The organism is Paenibacillus sp. yr247 (assembly GCF_900103825.1).
In the GTDB taxonomy this organism is placed as follows: domain Bacteria; phylum Bacillota; class Bacilli; order Paenibacillales; family NBRC-103111; genus Paenibacillus_E.
Genome location: NZ_FNIF01000033.1, coordinates 1 through 15413, shown reverse-complemented (window position 1 = coordinate 15413; position 15413 = coordinate 1). Strand labels below are relative to the sequence as shown.

The window sequence follows — 15413 nt, the reverse complement described above, 5'->3', positions numbered from 1 at the left end:
ATATGGGGACGCGTGGTCTCACTCCAGATGAATACCAAAATACTCTTGCAAGGCCGCTTTATACTCTTCTTGGGTCTGCAGAGTGAATGTTCTTACCCCCGCTGAGGTAAAGATGCGAAACTCTCGGCCCGCAATTGTATTCCGTCCCTCCGGGGTGCGTATGGCAACCATTGGGGCTTTGGTAAAAATCGAATCAGGGGCATTCTCACACCAGAAGGTCGCAAAGGTGAAGTCCTTCGGCAGCTGAGGCTCCTCCGTGAACGAGTAAATGCGGTTCCATTCCCTGTTCTTCTGCTCGCAAAGCACCCAGCCGTAATAGGGATCGCGCTCGAGATGATAGCACTCTTCGCCTTGATGCTGTTCAAGGCCTTCAATCCATGCAATCGGCCTGCGGGGAACGATCCCGCCTACTCCGACATCACACAAGTAAGTCGCGCCTTCTGCTTCTACCTTCAGCACGTGATGACGTCGTTTCGGTGGCGTATTCGGCTCGTCGCGCCAAAATCGAGCGACCAAGTCAGTGACCGGGTAGCCAAGCTCCCGCAGCAGCCAGCCAAATAAAGCGTTTAGCTCGAAGCAATACCCGCCGCGCCGGCGCACGACAATCTTAAGATATACATCCTGAGGATCCAGTGATAAGGCTATGCGGTTCATAATGTCCAAATTTTCGTACGGAACCGTGTGCAGATGACACTCCTGCAGGTCGGCCAGCGTCTTTGCGCTGCCATCGAGCGAACCTTCAAACCCGATGCGCTCCAGATAAGTCTGAATTTGACTATTTTTACTGAGCATGTTAAACACTCCGTCCTTTGAGAGTTAAACCGGGTGAAAGCCGTAACGAAAAGCCTTGGCTTAATGAAGGCCATGCCGGCCAGCATATAGATCGTCACAAGCCCTGTCTTCCCCGGTCGCGATAGTATGGAAAACTGCGATAACGGTCAGCGAGTGGGGAAACATCGCCCCCCAGCCCTGATCTTTACCGGTACTTCGCGGGATACGTTGACATCATCCTCGAGCAGTCCGTTAGATATGTATTATTTCTTTATTTAAACAGGTATTACCTTCTAATACTTTGTCGTCTTGTTGCCATTCGCGACTATATGAAAAAAATAATAACCACACCATCCTAGTGAGTGTGGGTATTCGGCTTATTCAGCTGTTGTTTTAGTTTCCAATATACTCTGCTGAAATTCTGCACTTGTACTCGGCTATACGCCAGCTGATATAATAATTAAGGAAAGGAGTGTGTAAGGATGAATCGAGTCATCGATCAATATATTCGCAGCGAGGAAGAGCGGGCTTGGGCCAGAAAAGCAGAGGAGCTGGCTGCCCATTTTGCGGGTAGGGCCACGCGGCATGACCAAGAGGGATCGTTTCCTTTTGAGAATTTCGCAGACCTGCGCGAGGCCGGGTACTTAAAGCTAACGGTCCCTCAAGAATTCGGCGGGAATGGACTCTCGCTTTACTCCCTCGTCATGCTGCAGGAGAGACTCGCTTACGGGGACGGATCGACCGCATTGGCCGTTGGCTGGCATATCGGTCAGATCCTTCATCTCCGAACAACCCGGAAATGGCCCGAGGCTATTTTTGCTGATTTGTGCCGTTCCGTCGTGAGCGACGGGACAATGATCAATACCTTCGCTAGCGAAGCAGCATCCGGCAGTCCCAGCCGGGGCGGAAAGCCTGAAACGACGGCGGTCCCTGCAGACGGCGGTTGGCGGATTACGGGTCGCAAAACGTTTAGCACGCTTTCACCGATCCTCGATCGTTTTGTGGTATCGGCTTACATCCCGGATGAAGACTGTACGGACGACTTCCTGATTCACCGGACGGACCGGGTGACCTTGGTGGAAACCTGGGATACACTCGGGATGCGCGCGACCGGAAGCCACGATGTGGTGTTGGATGGCGTTTTTGTGGACAAAGATATGAGGCTCTCCGGAAAAGGCTTGGATGACGGGGGCGGCTGGCTTCTGCATATTCCGGCCTGTTACATGGGCATTGCCTTGGCGGCACGTGATTATGCTATTGAATTTGCCCGCACCTATCAACCCAACCATATGAACGAACCGATCGCAGCACTCCCTTCCGTCAAGCAGTCGATCGGAGAGATGGAAATCGAATTGCGAACCGCGCGCGTGCTCCTTTATGCGGCGGCGGATCGCTGGGATCGGGAGAAGGAACACCGACCCGCGTTGAAACCGGAGCTCGGCTTAGCCAAGTATGTTGCCACCAACAACGCCATCAAAATCGTGGACCTGGCGATGAGAATTGTCGGTGCCGCGAGTTTGTCCCGCAAGCGGCCCTTGGAACGATACTACCGGGATGTTCGTGCAGGCCTGCATAATCCGCCAATGGATAGTACAGTGCTTCATACCTTGGCTAGTGCTGCTTTAGCCGAGACATCCTTATAATCCGAGGGAGACGCTAAAACAAATCATGGAGAACCCGCGCCGGAGCCTCCCTATCCGCCTTCAAAAAGTATTCATATCTGCCGAATCTCGCCAGCGCCTCTTGGTCGGGCAGCCATACCCATTCATCGATTTCAGTCTGGCAGCGGTGGGCCCGAAACGAGGCGAGCTTTGCTTCCAGATGAGCATGCACGTCGATTTTGATGACATCCTTACGGGAATACCCGTACCGCTCTGGACGCTCCATCGCGTCGCCGAACGAAATGAAATATAGAGCGCCCCGATGTCCTGTTCGCCCAAAAGCGGCCGTCGTCACTTTCCCAATTGCGCAATGATCTGGGTGACCACCTAGCTTTTCGTGAAATGTAAGCACGACATCGGGATCCACTTCGTGGATGAGAGCCGCAATCCGTGCTGTCAGGCTATCCTCATCGGCAAACTCAACTGTCTTGTCGCGGATATCCAAAAATAGGAGCTGCCGGATGCCCAGGCTCTCACAGGCTTGCCGTAGTTCCATTTCGCGGGCAGCCGCCATCGATTCCCGGTTGAGATAGGGTGGATTGCCCATGCGTCGACCCATCTCACCCCGCGTGGCGCTCACCAGCGTAATGTCGACCCCTTCGCTGGCGTATTTGGCGAGGGTACCTCCGCAAATAAACGACTCGTCGTCAGGATGGGCAAACACCGCAAGGAGCTTTTTCGGTGGGACTTTATCGATATTGTTCATTCTGGAAACGGCTCCTTTCCCAAGTGCAGTGCAACATTCATCCGGCCTCTGTCATCATAGCCGGCCAGCAAAAGACGACCGTTCGCATCTACCTCATAATGCGTGAGCGCCTCCATTCGCAGCCAACCATGCCCATCGAATCGGAGAGCGGCACGAAAGGGGCCTTCCCCCGCTATAAAGGCATGTGTAACCTTGACCTTAAAATTGCGAACGAAGACAAATGAAGTCGCTTCGCTGTGGATATAGGCCTCAGTCCCGACGAAGGCCTGAAGCTCGGCTTCTACTTTCGACCTGATTAATTTGATCATCGCGTTTGGCTCTCTTTTCTGAAAGAATTTTAATTGCTACATAATCGTATCACAAAATAGCATCTTTTAGCCCATTATTCAAACGGGATAACCCTCTCCTAAGGACAGGGTTAAAATCTCTATACCTAATATTCTTAAGATTAATTTCATTAATATTACCCAATTTCTAAGTATATTCCGCTGTTGTTTTAGTTTCCATTTCTTCATGAACAAGATAACTGTTGATAATGGCTGCTGCAAACGTTACGCGGTTGTTGCGAAAGAAGTGAAATAGAATGCGAGCTTCCGGACACTCTTCATCATATTGTGGAAAGTTAAGGAAATCGTCATCTCCCCATCCCTCGCTTCGCAGGTTTTCAATCGATTCTGCAATTATACTAGGGATGATTGGCTTTGTTATAGTTGTCATATTCCCACTCCTCGCAGTATATTCAGATACCGTTTATTTCCCGTTTTTGCCCACATAAGGAAACAATAACGATTATTTATTATGACGGGATTATTTGATGAAAGGATCGGCTTCTTTGGATTGGCTTTTTTCTTCAGCATTTTAAGATCACCTCCTCGTTTACTTTCTGAGATAGACAATTAGTTTTGAAAACTGTATGTTAAAATTTTCAGTATTCCATTGTTATTATCGGAGTGCCTACTGTTAGACGCAACATGCCTGTCGTAGATTCTTGATGCAAAGCAACTTGCAGATTCACCGTTTGGTCACCACTCTTAACAGAAGATTGGAACTCCCTCGCAGATAGTGACAGACTAACCGTGTTCTGATCCCTGTAGCTTTCTACGATTTTGCCTTTGAAAGCTAGAGCTATAGTATTTACCAGCTCTATCGAACTATTTTGACGAGACTGTTCTTGCTCGGGCACATAACCTTGTACCATAACGTTCCATTGGCCATGGATGCCTAGCTTCTTCAATTGTTCGCTTGTTTGCTCCTGCCACTTAACCAAGTTAACCTGTTCCGTTTCGTTAGAAGTGTCTAATCGCAAGACGACATAGCAGGCAGATTGTCCTTGCGGACTAGCAACTGTTACGGTAACGACTGCACCCGATACAACCTCAGCTTTCGCTGTATAGATCGGATGTGAGTTGGATTCGCTCAACACTTCAGCCTGAGGAATTCCAAAAGCTTGAGATAGCTTCTTCCCAACTTGCAGCATATCCTGATCTATACCTCCGCACGTTCCGTAATAGCCTGTATATTTGAAGGTTATTTGATTCTCACTCATCATGTACGGTTTCACCGTGTTCAATAGCTGAAGAGCTTCTTGTTCACCTTGAGCATCGGCATGACGAACCCATCCAAAAATAAGGCCTGTAATAGAAATACAAATGATCGATAATAGCCAAAATTTCTGCATTTAAAAAGGCACCTCTTTACTAGAATCTTCAACTCTAGTAAAAGGATGCCCAAATCTAGTAAATAATAAACTAAGTAGATTCAAAATGAATTTTTTGCCTTACAATTTATGACCTGCTTACCCTTCCGATGTTAACTTCCTGAAATATATCCCCTATTCTTGGAATTCAAGATGTCCATTACAAGATTTTCATCCTAGGTTAGTTAATAACTTTAACTATAGCTGATTACGTATAACTCATATACTGAAAAAAATTTAACTACTTTTAATGACATAGAAACTTCTATAGAATATAAAATGTCACCACGTACAAACACTCAAAAAATTTAGTATCTACTAAAATCAAGAGGAATGTTGGGAGGATGAATCATGAAGTATTCGTATTTAGGGAAATCCGGATTGAAGGTCAGTCAGTTATGTTTAGGAACGATGAATTTTGGACCGGAGACCGAGGAAAAAGAAGCTTTTAGAATTATGGATACCGCACTAGACGCGGGAATCAACTTTTTCGATACAGCTAACGTCTACGGCGGAGTAGAAAAAAGAGGATGGACAGAAGAAATTATTGGACGCTGGTTCAAACAAGGCGGAGGTCGTAGAGAGAAAGTCATTCTTGCGACGAAAGCCTATGGGGATATGAATGATCCTAATGATGGACCGAATGCTGAACGAGGATTATCAGCGTACAAAATCAGGCGTCATCTGGAAGCATCGCTGCAAAGACTGCAGACGGACCATATAGAACTTTATCAAATGCATCATGTCGACCGCAACGTAACTTGGGATGAGTTGTGGGGTGTATTTGAATCCGTTGTGAACCAAGGAACCGTTGACTATATCGGCTCCAGCAACTTTGCTGGGTGGCATATCGCCTGTGCCCAAGCTGAGGCCAAAGCCCGTCATTTCCTAGGCTTAGTCTCTGAGCAGCACATGTACAATCTACTTGCCAGATTGCCGGAACTTGAAGTGCTTCCCGCTTCAGAAAAGCTCGGTCTTGGTGTCATTCCATGGAGTCCTCTTGCCGGTGGATTGCTAGGCCGCAACGCCTTGGCAGGTACAGGTGCCCGGAGTGCGCGTTCCGCTGAACGGATTGAGAAGCATCGGAGCCAGTTGGAACAATTTTCAGCCCTCTGCAAGGAAATCGATGAAAAAGAAGACGTTGTCGCCTTGGCCTGGGTATTGTCTAATTCGGCCGTTACCTCGCCAATTATCGGACCGAGAACAATTGAGCAGCTCCAAGATTCGTTACGCGTTCCCGATGTCACGCTGAGTGAAGATACGTTGAAAAAGTTGGATGAGATTTTCCCTGGACCCGGAAAACCGGCTCCGGAAGCTTACGCTTGGTAAACCGACACAAACAGGAAATATAAAAAGGCGGCTAATCCCATAGAGGATTGGCCGCCTTTTTCAACTCCTTAGCCCCTTACTCTTGCTCCATCAGCTTATATTGAGGCTCCCAGCCTAATAATCTTTTTGCCTTAGCGTTGGCAATGAGAGACGCTCTTCCCTCAAGCGGGGTACGAATTTCTTTTACGCCGGGGAGGTATTGCTCCACTAATTCCCGTGTTAGCCGGTTCGAAGAGCTATCATCCGCAGCAATAATTAACGCCTCCGCGCCAAGCCCATCTACTTCTATAGCTTTGAGACACGCAGAAGCAACGTCCCTTGCATCGATATAAGACCACAGTATCCGCAAACGCGCTTCCGTATCATCGAAGTTGGCTTTCAGCTGTGCATAGCTCTCGGGCACAAGAATATTGCCTAAACGGAAGCTAACCACCTGCATGCCGGTACGTCGGTGGAACGCTTGCGCTGTTACTTCGTTCACGACCTTGGACAAGCCATAACTGTCCTCTGGTAACTGTGGATGTGCTTCATCGATAGGTATATACTGCGGCTCGAAAAATTCGCTGGCAAAGCAAATGCCATAGGACGACTCGCTCGATGCAAGCACGACTTTCCCGATTCCCAGATTGGCAGCAGCCTCCAAAATATTGTAGGTGCTCATGACATTATTGCGGAAGCACACCTCATTCGTGTGTGTATAAGCTTGAGGGATAGCGGCAAAATGCACAATACCCGCCACCTCTTGCCGATTCCTAGAGCTATATGGCGATAGCGCATTATGCACCTGCCCCAAATCGTTTAGATCGGTAATGATCGTCTGACAGATCGGCTCCGCCGGAGCCTTAACGTCCAAATTAATGACTTCATAATTATTTTGGGCAAAATGCTTTAAGATCCACTGGCCCGCTTTACCGCTGCCGCCAGTTACAATAATCCGTTTCTTTTCCATAAACCCTCCTTAAAATGCATCAACCTCTATAGAAATCCCGAATCCAGCGATGCGGCTTCAGCTTCTCAAGTTGTTCATTTGTTAATCCTTGCCCGTCTCCAACCCGCATATTATTCTCCACATTACGAACGGAGCGCATACCCGGAATGACCGTTGAAACAGCAGGATGGCTCAGCACGTACCGCAGTGCGGTTTCCGGCATGTCCTCAATGGAAATATCAAGATCGGTAGCGATCTTCTGAACACGGTCATAAACCTGTTGTTTGCGGTCGCCTTGGAAATAGTTATTGCGGAAGTCACCTTCACTGAATATCGTTTCAGGCGTAATTCGCCCCGTCAGTCCGCCTTCATCCAGCGAAACTCTGACAATGACGCCTATATTATGCTCCGCACAGGCAGGGAGCAGTTGATCTTCGGGGCTTTGATCGAAAATGTTATAAATGACCTGTACGGTATCAACAAGCCCAGATTCAATCAGCTTGATGGCGTTGTTCGGTTGATGATCGTTAATCGATACGCCAAAATAGCGGATTTTACCTTGCTCTTTAAGCTTGCGGATCCCTTCCAGCCAATCTCCTTGACCAACCCACTCGTCCGACCAGACATGAAACTGCTGCACATCGATCGTATCCAAGCCCAGATTTCGCAGACTTTGCTCTGTACTAGAAATAACATGCTCCTCTGTAAACGCCTCTTCCACAGGCACTCCGGCCCGAGCAGGCCATTGTCTATTTTTAGGAGGAATTTTGGTCGCAACATAAATTGGCTTATCGTGGGCCTTTACAACTTGCCCGACAAGTCTTTCGCTGTGACCGTCTCCATAGCCCAAGGCCGTATCGATAAAGTTCAGCCCCAGCTCAATTGACCGATTCAGCGCGTCGATCGATTCGTTGTCAGATGCACCAATCCAAGCCGTTTTGCCGATTCCCCATGCGCCATACCCGATTTCCGATATCTGTAATCCCGTTTTTCCAAGAGTTCTATAGTTCATTTTCAGCCCTCCATCCATAAATTTTCTTTCACTGCTATTATACAGGGAAACAAAAAACTTAATAAGAACTGAAAAAGTTGTCAGTTAGTAACTTTTGAGTAAGTAGCCAAATTCCTCATCCTTTTCATGATGATAATTGACTCCTTCTTGCTCTCCATAAATGGCAAATCAAAAAAATAAAATACATATTGACTTTTCACTTTATGAAGCATATTATTATCTCATAAATAAGAATCTTAATTTAGAGATATTTTATTACATACAAAAAAGCATAGCTTACCAAAGTATTGACGCAAAGAATACTAAGTTTACACATTCGAAGGAGTTGTTGATATGTACGATATCGCAGTGATTGGCGCAGGTCCCGCAGGAGCAAGTGCAGCATTGTTTGCAGCAAAAGCAGGAAAGAATACTTTACTCATCCATAATGATAAAAGTATGACAAAACGGGCGTGGCTTGAAAATTATTATGGTATTGAAGAAATTTCTGGCCCTGATCTAATAGATATTGGATTGAAACAGGCAGTTAAATTTGGCGCTGCAGTGAAGGAAGAGAAGGTTCAAAATATCCTTAAAATAGATACAGGTTTCCGCATTGAAACCAATATCGGACAACATGAAGCTAAATATATCATTATTGCAACAGGAGCTTTAACAGAGCTTGCGGAACAATTGGGCTTGAAAACAAAACCAGCAACCGAACCGCGAATTAAGACGGTCATTGATGTTGATACAAATGGTCAAACAAGTTTGGATGGTATTTGGGCAGCAGGTACAGCAGCTGGCGTTAGCGTCCATGCCATCATTACCGCCGGTGACGGAGCTAGAGTTGCGATAAATGTCATTAGCGAAATGAATGGAGAAAGATACGTTGATCATGATATTTTGAAAACTTCTGAATAAAAATTTACTAACTTTATATAAATGCTTCCTGAGTGATAGGAACCAAAATATGCTAAAATTGAGGCGTACCCGTAAGGAAATTCATATTTATCATTCAATGGAGGTTATACCATGGGCAAAATAGGAATATTTGGATTTGGGCGTATTGGCAGACAATTATTAAGAGTGGCTTTACAGGATCAACTATTCGTTCCCGTGTCCATCTCCGATATTAAAGACGCAGCAACACTTGCCGCTCTGTTCGAAGTTGATACCAATTATAAGCGCTGGCACGAAGCCGTATCGGCACAAGAAGGTATTATGGTGATCGGTGGACGCGAAATTCAGTTTATCGATTCATCGAAGGAAGTCCCTAATTGGAAAGAATTAGATGTAGATCTGGTAATTGACTGTACAGGCCGAGCTGTCACCCGAGCTGTTGCTCAGGTTCATTTGGATCGCGGGGCAAATAGAGTATTAGTTAGTGGGCCTAGCAAGAGCCTTGAAGATTGTGACGCTGTATTGCTGAAAGGGATAAATCTGGATAGTTTCGATCCGGAAAAACATAAAATTATTAGTATGGCGAGTTGTACGACCAACGCATTGGCTCCTGTGGTCAAAATAGTCAAAGAAAACTTCGGGATTAAGTATGGTCTTTTCTCCACCGTCCATTCTTACACGAACACCCAGTCGCTAACTGATCAACCTATGAAGGATCGCCGAGATTCGTGGGCTGCAGCTGAGAATATCATTCCTTCTTCATCAGGAGCTGCAAGAGCCCTTAAATTTATCTGGAATGATTTGCAAATTACCGGAAAGGCATACCGGATTCCAACGCGCACCGGAAGTATTGCTGAATTAAACCTTGTGACGGAAAAGCCATGTACGGTACAGCAGGTAAATGATATTTTCCGCAGTGCTGCTGCAGATGGTCAACTGAAGGGAGTTCTTGATGTTCTGGAAGGTGAATGGGCATCATCTCGTATCGTAGGCGACCCCCATTCCTCCATCATTGACCTTCCTTTGACCCAACTGCAGGGTGAAATCCTATCCGTTGCAACTTGGTACGATAATGAATGGGGTTACGCTTCGCGATTAGCAGAAGTTGCGGCTTATCTGGTTAATAAGTAAAATCGCTACCATTGAATAAGTAGGATCGCCTCCGCTTATATAGAGGTGATCCTACCTCAGCTCGAGAATTGCCCAGACGGGTGATTATTTGTAACCTCGACTCATTTTACTAATCTATGAAAAACTCACTTAATTATAGGACATCCATCCTGTATTACCCACAACCTCAAAACCCTGCTTATACTTTCGACCTGATTATTTTGATCATCGCTTTTGGCTCTCTTTTCTGAAAGGATTTAAATGGCTAGATAATCGTATCACAAAATAGCATCTTTTAGCCCATTATTCAAACGAAACAACCCTATCCTAAAGACAGGGTCTAATCATATTCAATATTCATTTTTTTGAAGTCGACCTTCAAACCCACTGCGGTCATAAAATCTATACTTAATATTCCATCAAAACCTTATGGCTCCCTCGTCATACCCAATTGAATATTGAATGTCGTTAGAATCATGGTTCCAATTTGCAGGCCTTCTATTAAACTGACCTCGCTTGCCTACATCTAGGAAATGTCGAACAACCCAAGAATGGCTTCCCCTCTTTCCCTTTTCTTGAAACCATAGGAGCACCGCATGAGCATATTGTTTCTTTAGCAGCAGCAACCTGCGCTTGAGATTTTTGCACATCAGATCGAATAGAGTTCGCCTTCGACTTCTTATTGGTTGGCTGCCATTTACCCCATGCTTTTAATTTCTGCTCTACAACTGCTCCATGCCAGTAGTCAACTCTAAACTGCTCCGCTTCTTTTTTGGCCGGTTCCGTTAAATCCGATGTAGTGATAAGTAAGGACAGGATACAATCATGGTTCCTCTTTGCCCCGACAAGTTCCCGTACGATCTGCACACCCACTGAGTTATGGTTAGAGTAACATTTAGCCTGTACAGCTGTCTTCTCACCGCGTTGGTCAATGATTACGAGATCCACTCCACCATCCTTACCTCCTACACCGACTTCTTTAACCTCATAGCCTTGATCACGAAAATACAGTGCAAGCAAACGTTCGAACTCAGCCCTTGACAAACTTTCTAACGAACTACTTAAAATCTCTTGATCCGATCTATTTTGTACCGTACGTGGTCTTTGGGTTTTGTTGCTGTTAGATCTTATTCTAGGTTTCCTAACTCTTCCTTTCCTCTTGATAGGAATTAAAGCAACACAGACACTGATCATGACAATAAAAAGGACAAAACCAATTATCATGCCTGTGGCATTCCATCCTTTGACCAAATTCTTTATTTCATCGTAATGATCCACACATGTAAATAAAATATAAACGGCTCCTAAAACCAAACTACAGTTACAAGCTTCTCCGGTACCCATTTACTTAGAAAACGATAATAAAGAATGCCCCCTGTAATTGAAAATAGAGCAATACACATTGCAATGAATATTAATGGAGCAAGCAAATTTTGATTCATGAATTGAGTTAGTTCATTATTCATTAAATATAGATTCCTTTCTGGGCCATATGTACGATATTAAGATGTATTGGATAAATTCGACAAAAAATTACACATACCTTCCAAATCTGTAATACAAATAAAACAACCATTGATAGGAATAAATGAAACAATACAATCAAGTAACTGAGCCGTGGCTTGGCAAATCCACAATTCGCCGCCGCGTGATGCTGAGGTTGTTTGAAGTTGCCTGAACTGTTCGGGGAACTCACTGCTCCTTCATGGAATCAAGAATCAATCAAATTTGCTGTTAAAATAAATCAATAGGCCGTCCCTATGTCATTTAAAGACATTTGGGACAGCCTACAATCTCACATTATTTATTGAAAGGTAAAGCTCTTAAGATAACGGTTACTGCTTCCGCACGGGTTGAATTCCCTTTCGGTTTTAAAGTACCGTCTTGATACCCATTCATTAGTCCTTTTGAAGTAGCTGTAGCAATTGCAGCTTTTGCCCATTCAGAAATTTCCAATTGGTCGTTATAGGTTTTCCCTTCTGTCACCACTTCAATTTGAACAGCCTTAACAATGATTGCAGCCATTTGTTCGCGGGTAATAGGATCATTTGGACCAAACGTTGTATCGCTATACCCAGAAATAATGCCATTTGCAGCAGCTGTAGCTATTAGTTTTTTCGCCCAATGGCTGACTGTATCCGCAAAAACTTTTCCTTCTTGTTCTTTAAGCTTAAAAGCTTTAACTATAATCGAAACAAATTCAGCTCTAGTAATGTTATTATCCGGTTTAAATGTTCCATCAGGGTATCCTTTGATAGATCCCATCTGAATCATCTCTTGAATGCTTTTTTCCGCCCAATGCCCCTTCGTATCAGAAAGCGTTGGGATTGCTGGTTTTGCGGTAGCCAGAACGGCGAACTTCGTGAAATGATTGACTGAACCAGTTACCGTATTGTTATCGCTATCTACTTGCGGGTTATCTAACTGTATCCACTTTTTAGTATCTTCATTAAACCAATAAATACTAACTGTTGAAAGATTCATGTCCACGTTGTTTTTATCAAACGGTAAAGTGATTTGAACCGGTTTGCTGAACTCACCAGTTATATCTTTGCTAATATCAAAGACATCGCTAATCAGTTTCGACGATGAATCAATCGGCAAGATAGACGTATCGGTTACTTTATTCACTGTAACCTTGAAGTTACTGATGTTGCCATTAACGGCTCCTGCAGGAACGATAATCTTAGCCCCATTCAGGGTTACTGTGCCACCACTAGCTGCATAAATTATATCTGTATTAGTAGATACAGCACCTCCGCCTCCGCCTCCGCCACCAGCAGGAGCAGGAGTAGGTGTTACGGCAGTATAGCTGACAAATTGGGTAAAATGCTTGGTCCAAATAACAAGATCGCTGCCAACATCAATTTTAGCTTCGCCTCCGACTGGAAGTGCATCAGCAGCCGTCTGATTATCCGCAACAAGCGTAGTGGTTATTGCATGAAATACGCCGCCTCTTACATACCCAGCTGATTTACCTGCTTGGCCAGGAACAAGAAGGCGAACTGCTTTATTAAAGGTTAATGTTACACTTGGTGATCCGATTTCAATAACTGAGTTAACATTTGCATTGTTAATAGTTACACTACTGTTGCTCTGAACCTCTGGAAGTTTAATTTTTCCATCCCAGTTATCTGGAGCCGTAACTACAGTTCCGTTAGGGATAGAAACACTAACATTGCCCAGTGAAGTAGTTGCCTTTACTTCTACTAACGGGAGAGTAGCCGTTCTAGCCGTTCCATCAGAAGAATTGGGAACTGATATTTTGGCGTCTGTTATACCTGAACCAACGGTAATACTCACAGGTTCAGTAGTAACAGAAATGGTTGCACCTGAAGCTGCAGTTTCGGCAGCAGCCCTTTTAATTGTTAAGTTGTACGTTTTTTGCGTTACTCCATCTTGAGCTGTTACTTCAATAGGAACCGTATTAGGTCCTACATTTAAAGTAATTACCTTCGTTATTGTTGTTTCGCTGTTAATTTTGACAGTTGCATGTGTGTCATCTGCAGCTGTAGTAACAGTTACAACGCTAACGCTATTGCCAACGCTAACCGAATAGTCTGTTTGATCAGCCGAGAATACTAAAGTACCTTCACTTACCTGCAAGGTCTTTAATTTTGCGTTCGAAGATGCTGTTGTTGCTGCAGTTACTGCAAATGTATCTGTTGCAACATTTGTATCCTTGCCCGCTATAACCGTATAACTTCCTAAATCGGCATCTGTGGGTAAGGTGAAACTCTTCGAGTAAATTCCGTTAGAAGGAACAGCAACATCATAATAAGAAACTGTTGTATTCGGACGAATAACCTTAATAATGACTTCGTTATAACTAGATGTCCCGGATACCGTAACTGTATCCCCAGGATGTTTGTCCGTAATATCCGTTAATGCCACATTGGCCGATGTGGCCAGGATGCTTAGTGGCATAAAAGTTAGTAATAGCGCAACAATTGTAGCAATACTCAGTAATCGTCTCTTCAATTGATATCCTCACTTTCATGTAATAATCGAACCTGGCATAGACCAGGCTCGATTACATTTATTTATTACTCAAACCTACTTTAATTGTAATGTGGCTGCATCAGCTAAATTATTTCCAACATTCGTAAAACTATTGTTGAAAATATCCACTACAAACACTTTAACCGTGTAGCCAGTGCCTGTTACATTAAAGTACGCAGTCAAAGATTCAGAAGACTGAATGTCCTTTTCCAATGCAACAATACTTACTGGTACCGTTCCATTCATCAACTGGAAGATGACCACTTCATTGCCTACGTGAACATTAGTACCCGTACCATTCGCTGTCACTGTTACTGTAGCCTTGATTCCACCTACGTTGCTAAGCGTTCCTCCGCTGATGGTGAAAGGTTGAACCAATGTAATTGTTGCGGAAGAAGGACTCGAAACATTGCCCGCAGCATCAACAGCATACACTTTATACTCCCCAGTAGTTAAACCTGTCGTTGTAAGGTTTGTATCTGTGTTAGCTGTACTTACCGTTTCCCTTTTTGCCGTACCAGCTGTAAACAGGGCATCAAGTGAAGCTTTAGTCGTAACAGTGCCCGCAATAGGAACTAGGTAAAGAGAACCGAGTTCGTTACTCTGAACCCCGGTGATTGTGGTTCCGACAACAAATGTTGTAACAGTATTCATTATTGTTGCTATTGGCGCTGTTGTGTCTGCTGATACTTTTCCTGCTTCAAAAGCTGCTACTGCATCACTTAAAGTAGTTGCCGCCACGTCCACTTGAGTTTGCGTTGCATTAGCGTCGTTCTTCAAAGCAGTTGCCACATCAATTGCCGTTTGCAGGGTTGCTTTGGAGCCTACTGCATACTGACCTACTTCTGTGCCTTCCGTGGCAGCATCAAACTTGCTTTGCGCTGTGCTGATCGTTGCTACCAGTGTCGTTATGTCGACTTGATATTTCGTAATGGTTCCCAGCGTCATGGAGCCATCTGCTGCCACTGTCACAGCGATTGTTGCTGCATGGCTGGAAGCATCGCTTACTTTAATGGTTGCTGTTCCTGCGCCTACTGATGTGATCTCAATGTGTCCAGCATTGATTGCTGCTGTTGCTACAGTAGCAGCATCGGATGTAGCGGTTGTTCCCACTAAGCCTAACGTAGCCACATCATTTGCTGTCGAGCTGTTTGTTGCTGCTGTGAATGTTACTTGATATTTCGTAATAGTTCCCAGCGTGATGGAGCCATCTGCTGCCACTGTCACAGCGATTGTTGCTGCATGGTTGGAAACATCGCTTACTGTAATGGTTGCTGTTCCTGCGCCTACTGATGTGATCTCAATGTGTCCAGCAT

General features: G+C 44.9%; 13 protein-coding genes and 1 pseudogene. 4 read left to right on the top strand and 10 right to left on the bottom strand.

Going from position 1 to position 15413, the window contains the following annotated elements; all coding sequences use genetic code 11:
• Nucleotides 1-18: 18 nt before the first annotated feature.
• A complete protein-coding gene (locus tag BLT91_RS27390; RefSeq protein ID WP_090827078.1) occupies nucleotides 19-792 on the bottom strand; it encodes an arylamine N-acetyltransferase family protein in 774 nt (257 codons plus the stop codon).
• 461 nt (nucleotides 793-1253) lie between these two features.
• On the opposite strand from BLT91_RS27390, the gene BLT91_RS27385 reads away from it, so the two are divergent.
• Nucleotides 1254-2414 carry an acyl-CoA dehydrogenase family protein gene (locus BLT91_RS27385; protein WP_090827075.1) on the top strand — a complete coding sequence of 387 codons (1161 nt, stop codon included), beginning with the start codon at nucleotides 1254-1256 and terminating at the stop codon, nucleotides 2412-2414.
• Nucleotides 2415-2427: 13 nt separating this feature from the next.
• Here BLT91_RS27385 and BLT91_RS27380 read toward each other — a convergent pair whose 3' ends face one another.
• The 4 genes from BLT91_RS27380 to BLT91_RS27365 all read right to left on the bottom strand — a co-directional run bounded on the left by BLT91_RS27380 (nucleotide 2428) and on the right by BLT91_RS27365 (nucleotide 4816).
• Complete coding sequence (locus BLT91_RS27380; RefSeq protein WP_090827074.1) at nucleotides 2428-3138, bottom strand: PIG-L family deacetylase; 711 nt, start codon at nucleotides 3136-3138, stop codon at nucleotides 2428-2430.
• Complete coding sequence (locus BLT91_RS27375) at nucleotides 3135-3446, bottom strand: DUF1806 family protein (RefSeq protein WP_090827072.1); 312 nt, start codon at nucleotides 3444-3446, stop codon at nucleotides 3135-3137. The genes BLT91_RS27380 and BLT91_RS27375 overlap by 4 nt, the downstream gene beginning before the upstream one ends.
• 166 nt (nucleotides 3447-3612) lie before the next feature.
• On the bottom strand, nucleotides 3613-3855 hold the full coding sequence (locus BLT91_RS27370) for a hypothetical protein (protein WP_090827070.1): 243 nt from the start codon (nucleotides 3853-3855) through the stop codon (nucleotides 3613-3615).
• Between the two features lie 208 nt (nucleotides 3856-4063).
• Nucleotides 4064-4816 carry a YwmB family TATA-box binding protein gene (locus BLT91_RS27365; RefSeq protein ID WP_090827067.1) on the bottom strand — a complete coding sequence of 251 codons (753 nt, stop codon included), beginning with the start codon at nucleotides 4814-4816 and terminating at the stop codon, nucleotides 4064-4066.
• A 369-nt stretch (nucleotides 4817-5185) separates the two neighbouring features.
• Here BLT91_RS27365 and BLT91_RS27360 point away from each other — a divergent pair, with 369 nt between their 5' ends.
• Nucleotides 5186-6163 (top strand): aldo/keto reductase, encoded by a 978-nt coding sequence (locus BLT91_RS27360; RefSeq protein ID WP_090827065.1) that lies wholly within the window; start codon nucleotides 5186-5188, stop codon nucleotides 6161-6163.
• 76 nt (nucleotides 6164-6239) lie between these two features.
• On the opposite strand, the gene BLT91_RS27355 is transcribed toward BLT91_RS27360, so the two are convergent.
• Together BLT91_RS27355 and BLT91_RS27350 are read right to left on the bottom strand one after the other, a co-directional pair.
• Nucleotides 6240-7112 carry an NAD-dependent epimerase/dehydratase family protein gene (locus tag BLT91_RS27355; protein WP_090827063.1) on the bottom strand — a complete coding sequence of 291 codons (873 nt, stop codon included), beginning with the start codon at nucleotides 7110-7112 and terminating at the stop codon, nucleotides 6240-6242.
• A gap of 19 nt (nucleotides 7113-7131) precedes the next feature.
• Nucleotides 7132-8103 (bottom strand): aldo/keto reductase, encoded by a 972-nt coding sequence (locus BLT91_RS27350; protein ID WP_090827061.1) that lies wholly within the window; start codon nucleotides 8101-8103, stop codon nucleotides 7132-7134.
• A gap of 333 nt (nucleotides 8104-8436) precedes the next feature.
• On the opposite strand from BLT91_RS27350, the gene BLT91_RS27345 reads away from it, so the two are divergent.
• Both BLT91_RS27345 and BLT91_RS27340 read left to right on the top strand, forming a co-directional pair.
• Nucleotides 8437-9006 carry an FAD-dependent oxidoreductase gene (locus BLT91_RS27345; protein WP_090827059.1) on the top strand — a complete coding sequence of 190 codons (570 nt, stop codon included), beginning with the start codon at nucleotides 8437-8439 and terminating at the stop codon, nucleotides 9004-9006.
• Between the two features lie 111 nt (nucleotides 9007-9117).
• The gene (locus BLT91_RS27340) at nucleotides 9118-10116 is read left to right on the top strand and encodes a type I glyceraldehyde-3-phosphate dehydrogenase (RefSeq protein ID WP_090827057.1); all 999 of its coding nucleotides are present in this window, start codon (nucleotides 9118-9120) and stop codon (nucleotides 10114-10116) included.
• A 480-nt stretch (nucleotides 10117-10596) separates the two neighbouring features.
• On the opposite strand, the gene BLT91_RS27335 is transcribed toward BLT91_RS27340, so the two are convergent.
• From BLT91_RS27335 to BLT91_RS32040, 3 genes and pseudogenes are all read right to left on the bottom strand, one after another.
• On the bottom strand, nucleotides 10597-11439 hold the full coding sequence (locus BLT91_RS27335; RefSeq protein WP_254777162.1) for a restriction endonuclease: 843 nt from the start codon (nucleotides 11437-11439) through the stop codon (nucleotides 10597-10599).
• A 456-nt stretch (nucleotides 11440-11895) separates the two neighbouring features.
• Nucleotides 11896-14076, bottom strand: coding sequence for an S-layer homology domain-containing protein (locus BLT91_RS27330; protein ID WP_090827055.1), 2181 nt, complete (start codon nucleotides 14074-14076; stop codon nucleotides 11896-11898).
• Nucleotides 14077-14151: 75 nt separating this feature from the next.
• Nucleotides 14152-15413 (bottom strand): annotated as a pseudogene (locus BLT91_RS32040) (hypothetical protein); the annotation flags it as partial.

Excerpts from the sequence above, each read along its gene's own strand:
- BLT91_RS27390 (WP_090827078.1), bottom strand. The coding sequence starts at position 792 with ATGCTCAGTAAAAATAGTCAAATTCAGACTTATCTGGAGCGCATCGGG.
- BLT91_RS27385 (WP_090827075.1), top strand. The coding sequence starts at position 1,254 with ATGAATCGAGTCATCGATCAATATATTCGCAGCGAGGAAGAGCGGGCT.
- BLT91_RS27380 (WP_090827074.1), bottom strand. The coding sequence starts at position 3,138 with ATGAACAATATCGATAAAGTCCCACCGAAAAAGCTCCTTGCGGTGTTT.
- BLT91_RS27375 (WP_090827072.1), bottom strand. The coding sequence starts at position 3,446 with ATGATCAAATTAATCAGGTCGAAAGTAGAAGCCGAGCTTCAGGCCTTC.
- BLT91_RS27370 (WP_090827070.1), bottom strand. The coding sequence starts at position 3,855 with ATGACAACTATAACAAAGCCAATCATCCCTAGTATAATTGCAGAATCG.
- BLT91_RS27365 (WP_090827067.1), bottom strand. The coding sequence starts at position 4,816 with ATGCAGAAATTTTGGCTATTATCGATCATTTGTATTTCTATTACAGGC.
- BLT91_RS27360 (WP_090827065.1), top strand. The coding sequence starts at position 5,186 with ATGAAGTATTCGTATTTAGGGAAATCCGGATTGAAGGTCAGTCAGTTA.
- BLT91_RS27355 (WP_090827063.1), bottom strand. The coding sequence starts at position 7,112 with ATGGAAAAGAAACGGATTATTGTAACTGGCGGCAGCGGTAAAGCGGGC.
- BLT91_RS27350 (WP_090827061.1), bottom strand. The coding sequence starts at position 8,103 with ATGAACTATAGAACTCTTGGAAAAACGGGATTACAGATATCGGAAATC.
- BLT91_RS27345 (WP_090827059.1), top strand. The coding sequence starts at position 8,437 with ATGTACGATATCGCAGTGATTGGCGCAGGTCCCGCAGGAGCAAGTGCA.
- BLT91_RS27340 (WP_090827057.1), top strand. The coding sequence starts at position 9,118 with ATGGGCAAAATAGGAATATTTGGATTTGGGCGTATTGGCAGACAATTA.
- BLT91_RS27335 (WP_254777162.1), bottom strand. The coding sequence starts at position 11,439 with ATGGGTACCGGAGAAGCTTGTAACTGTAGTTTGGTTTTAGGAGCCGTT.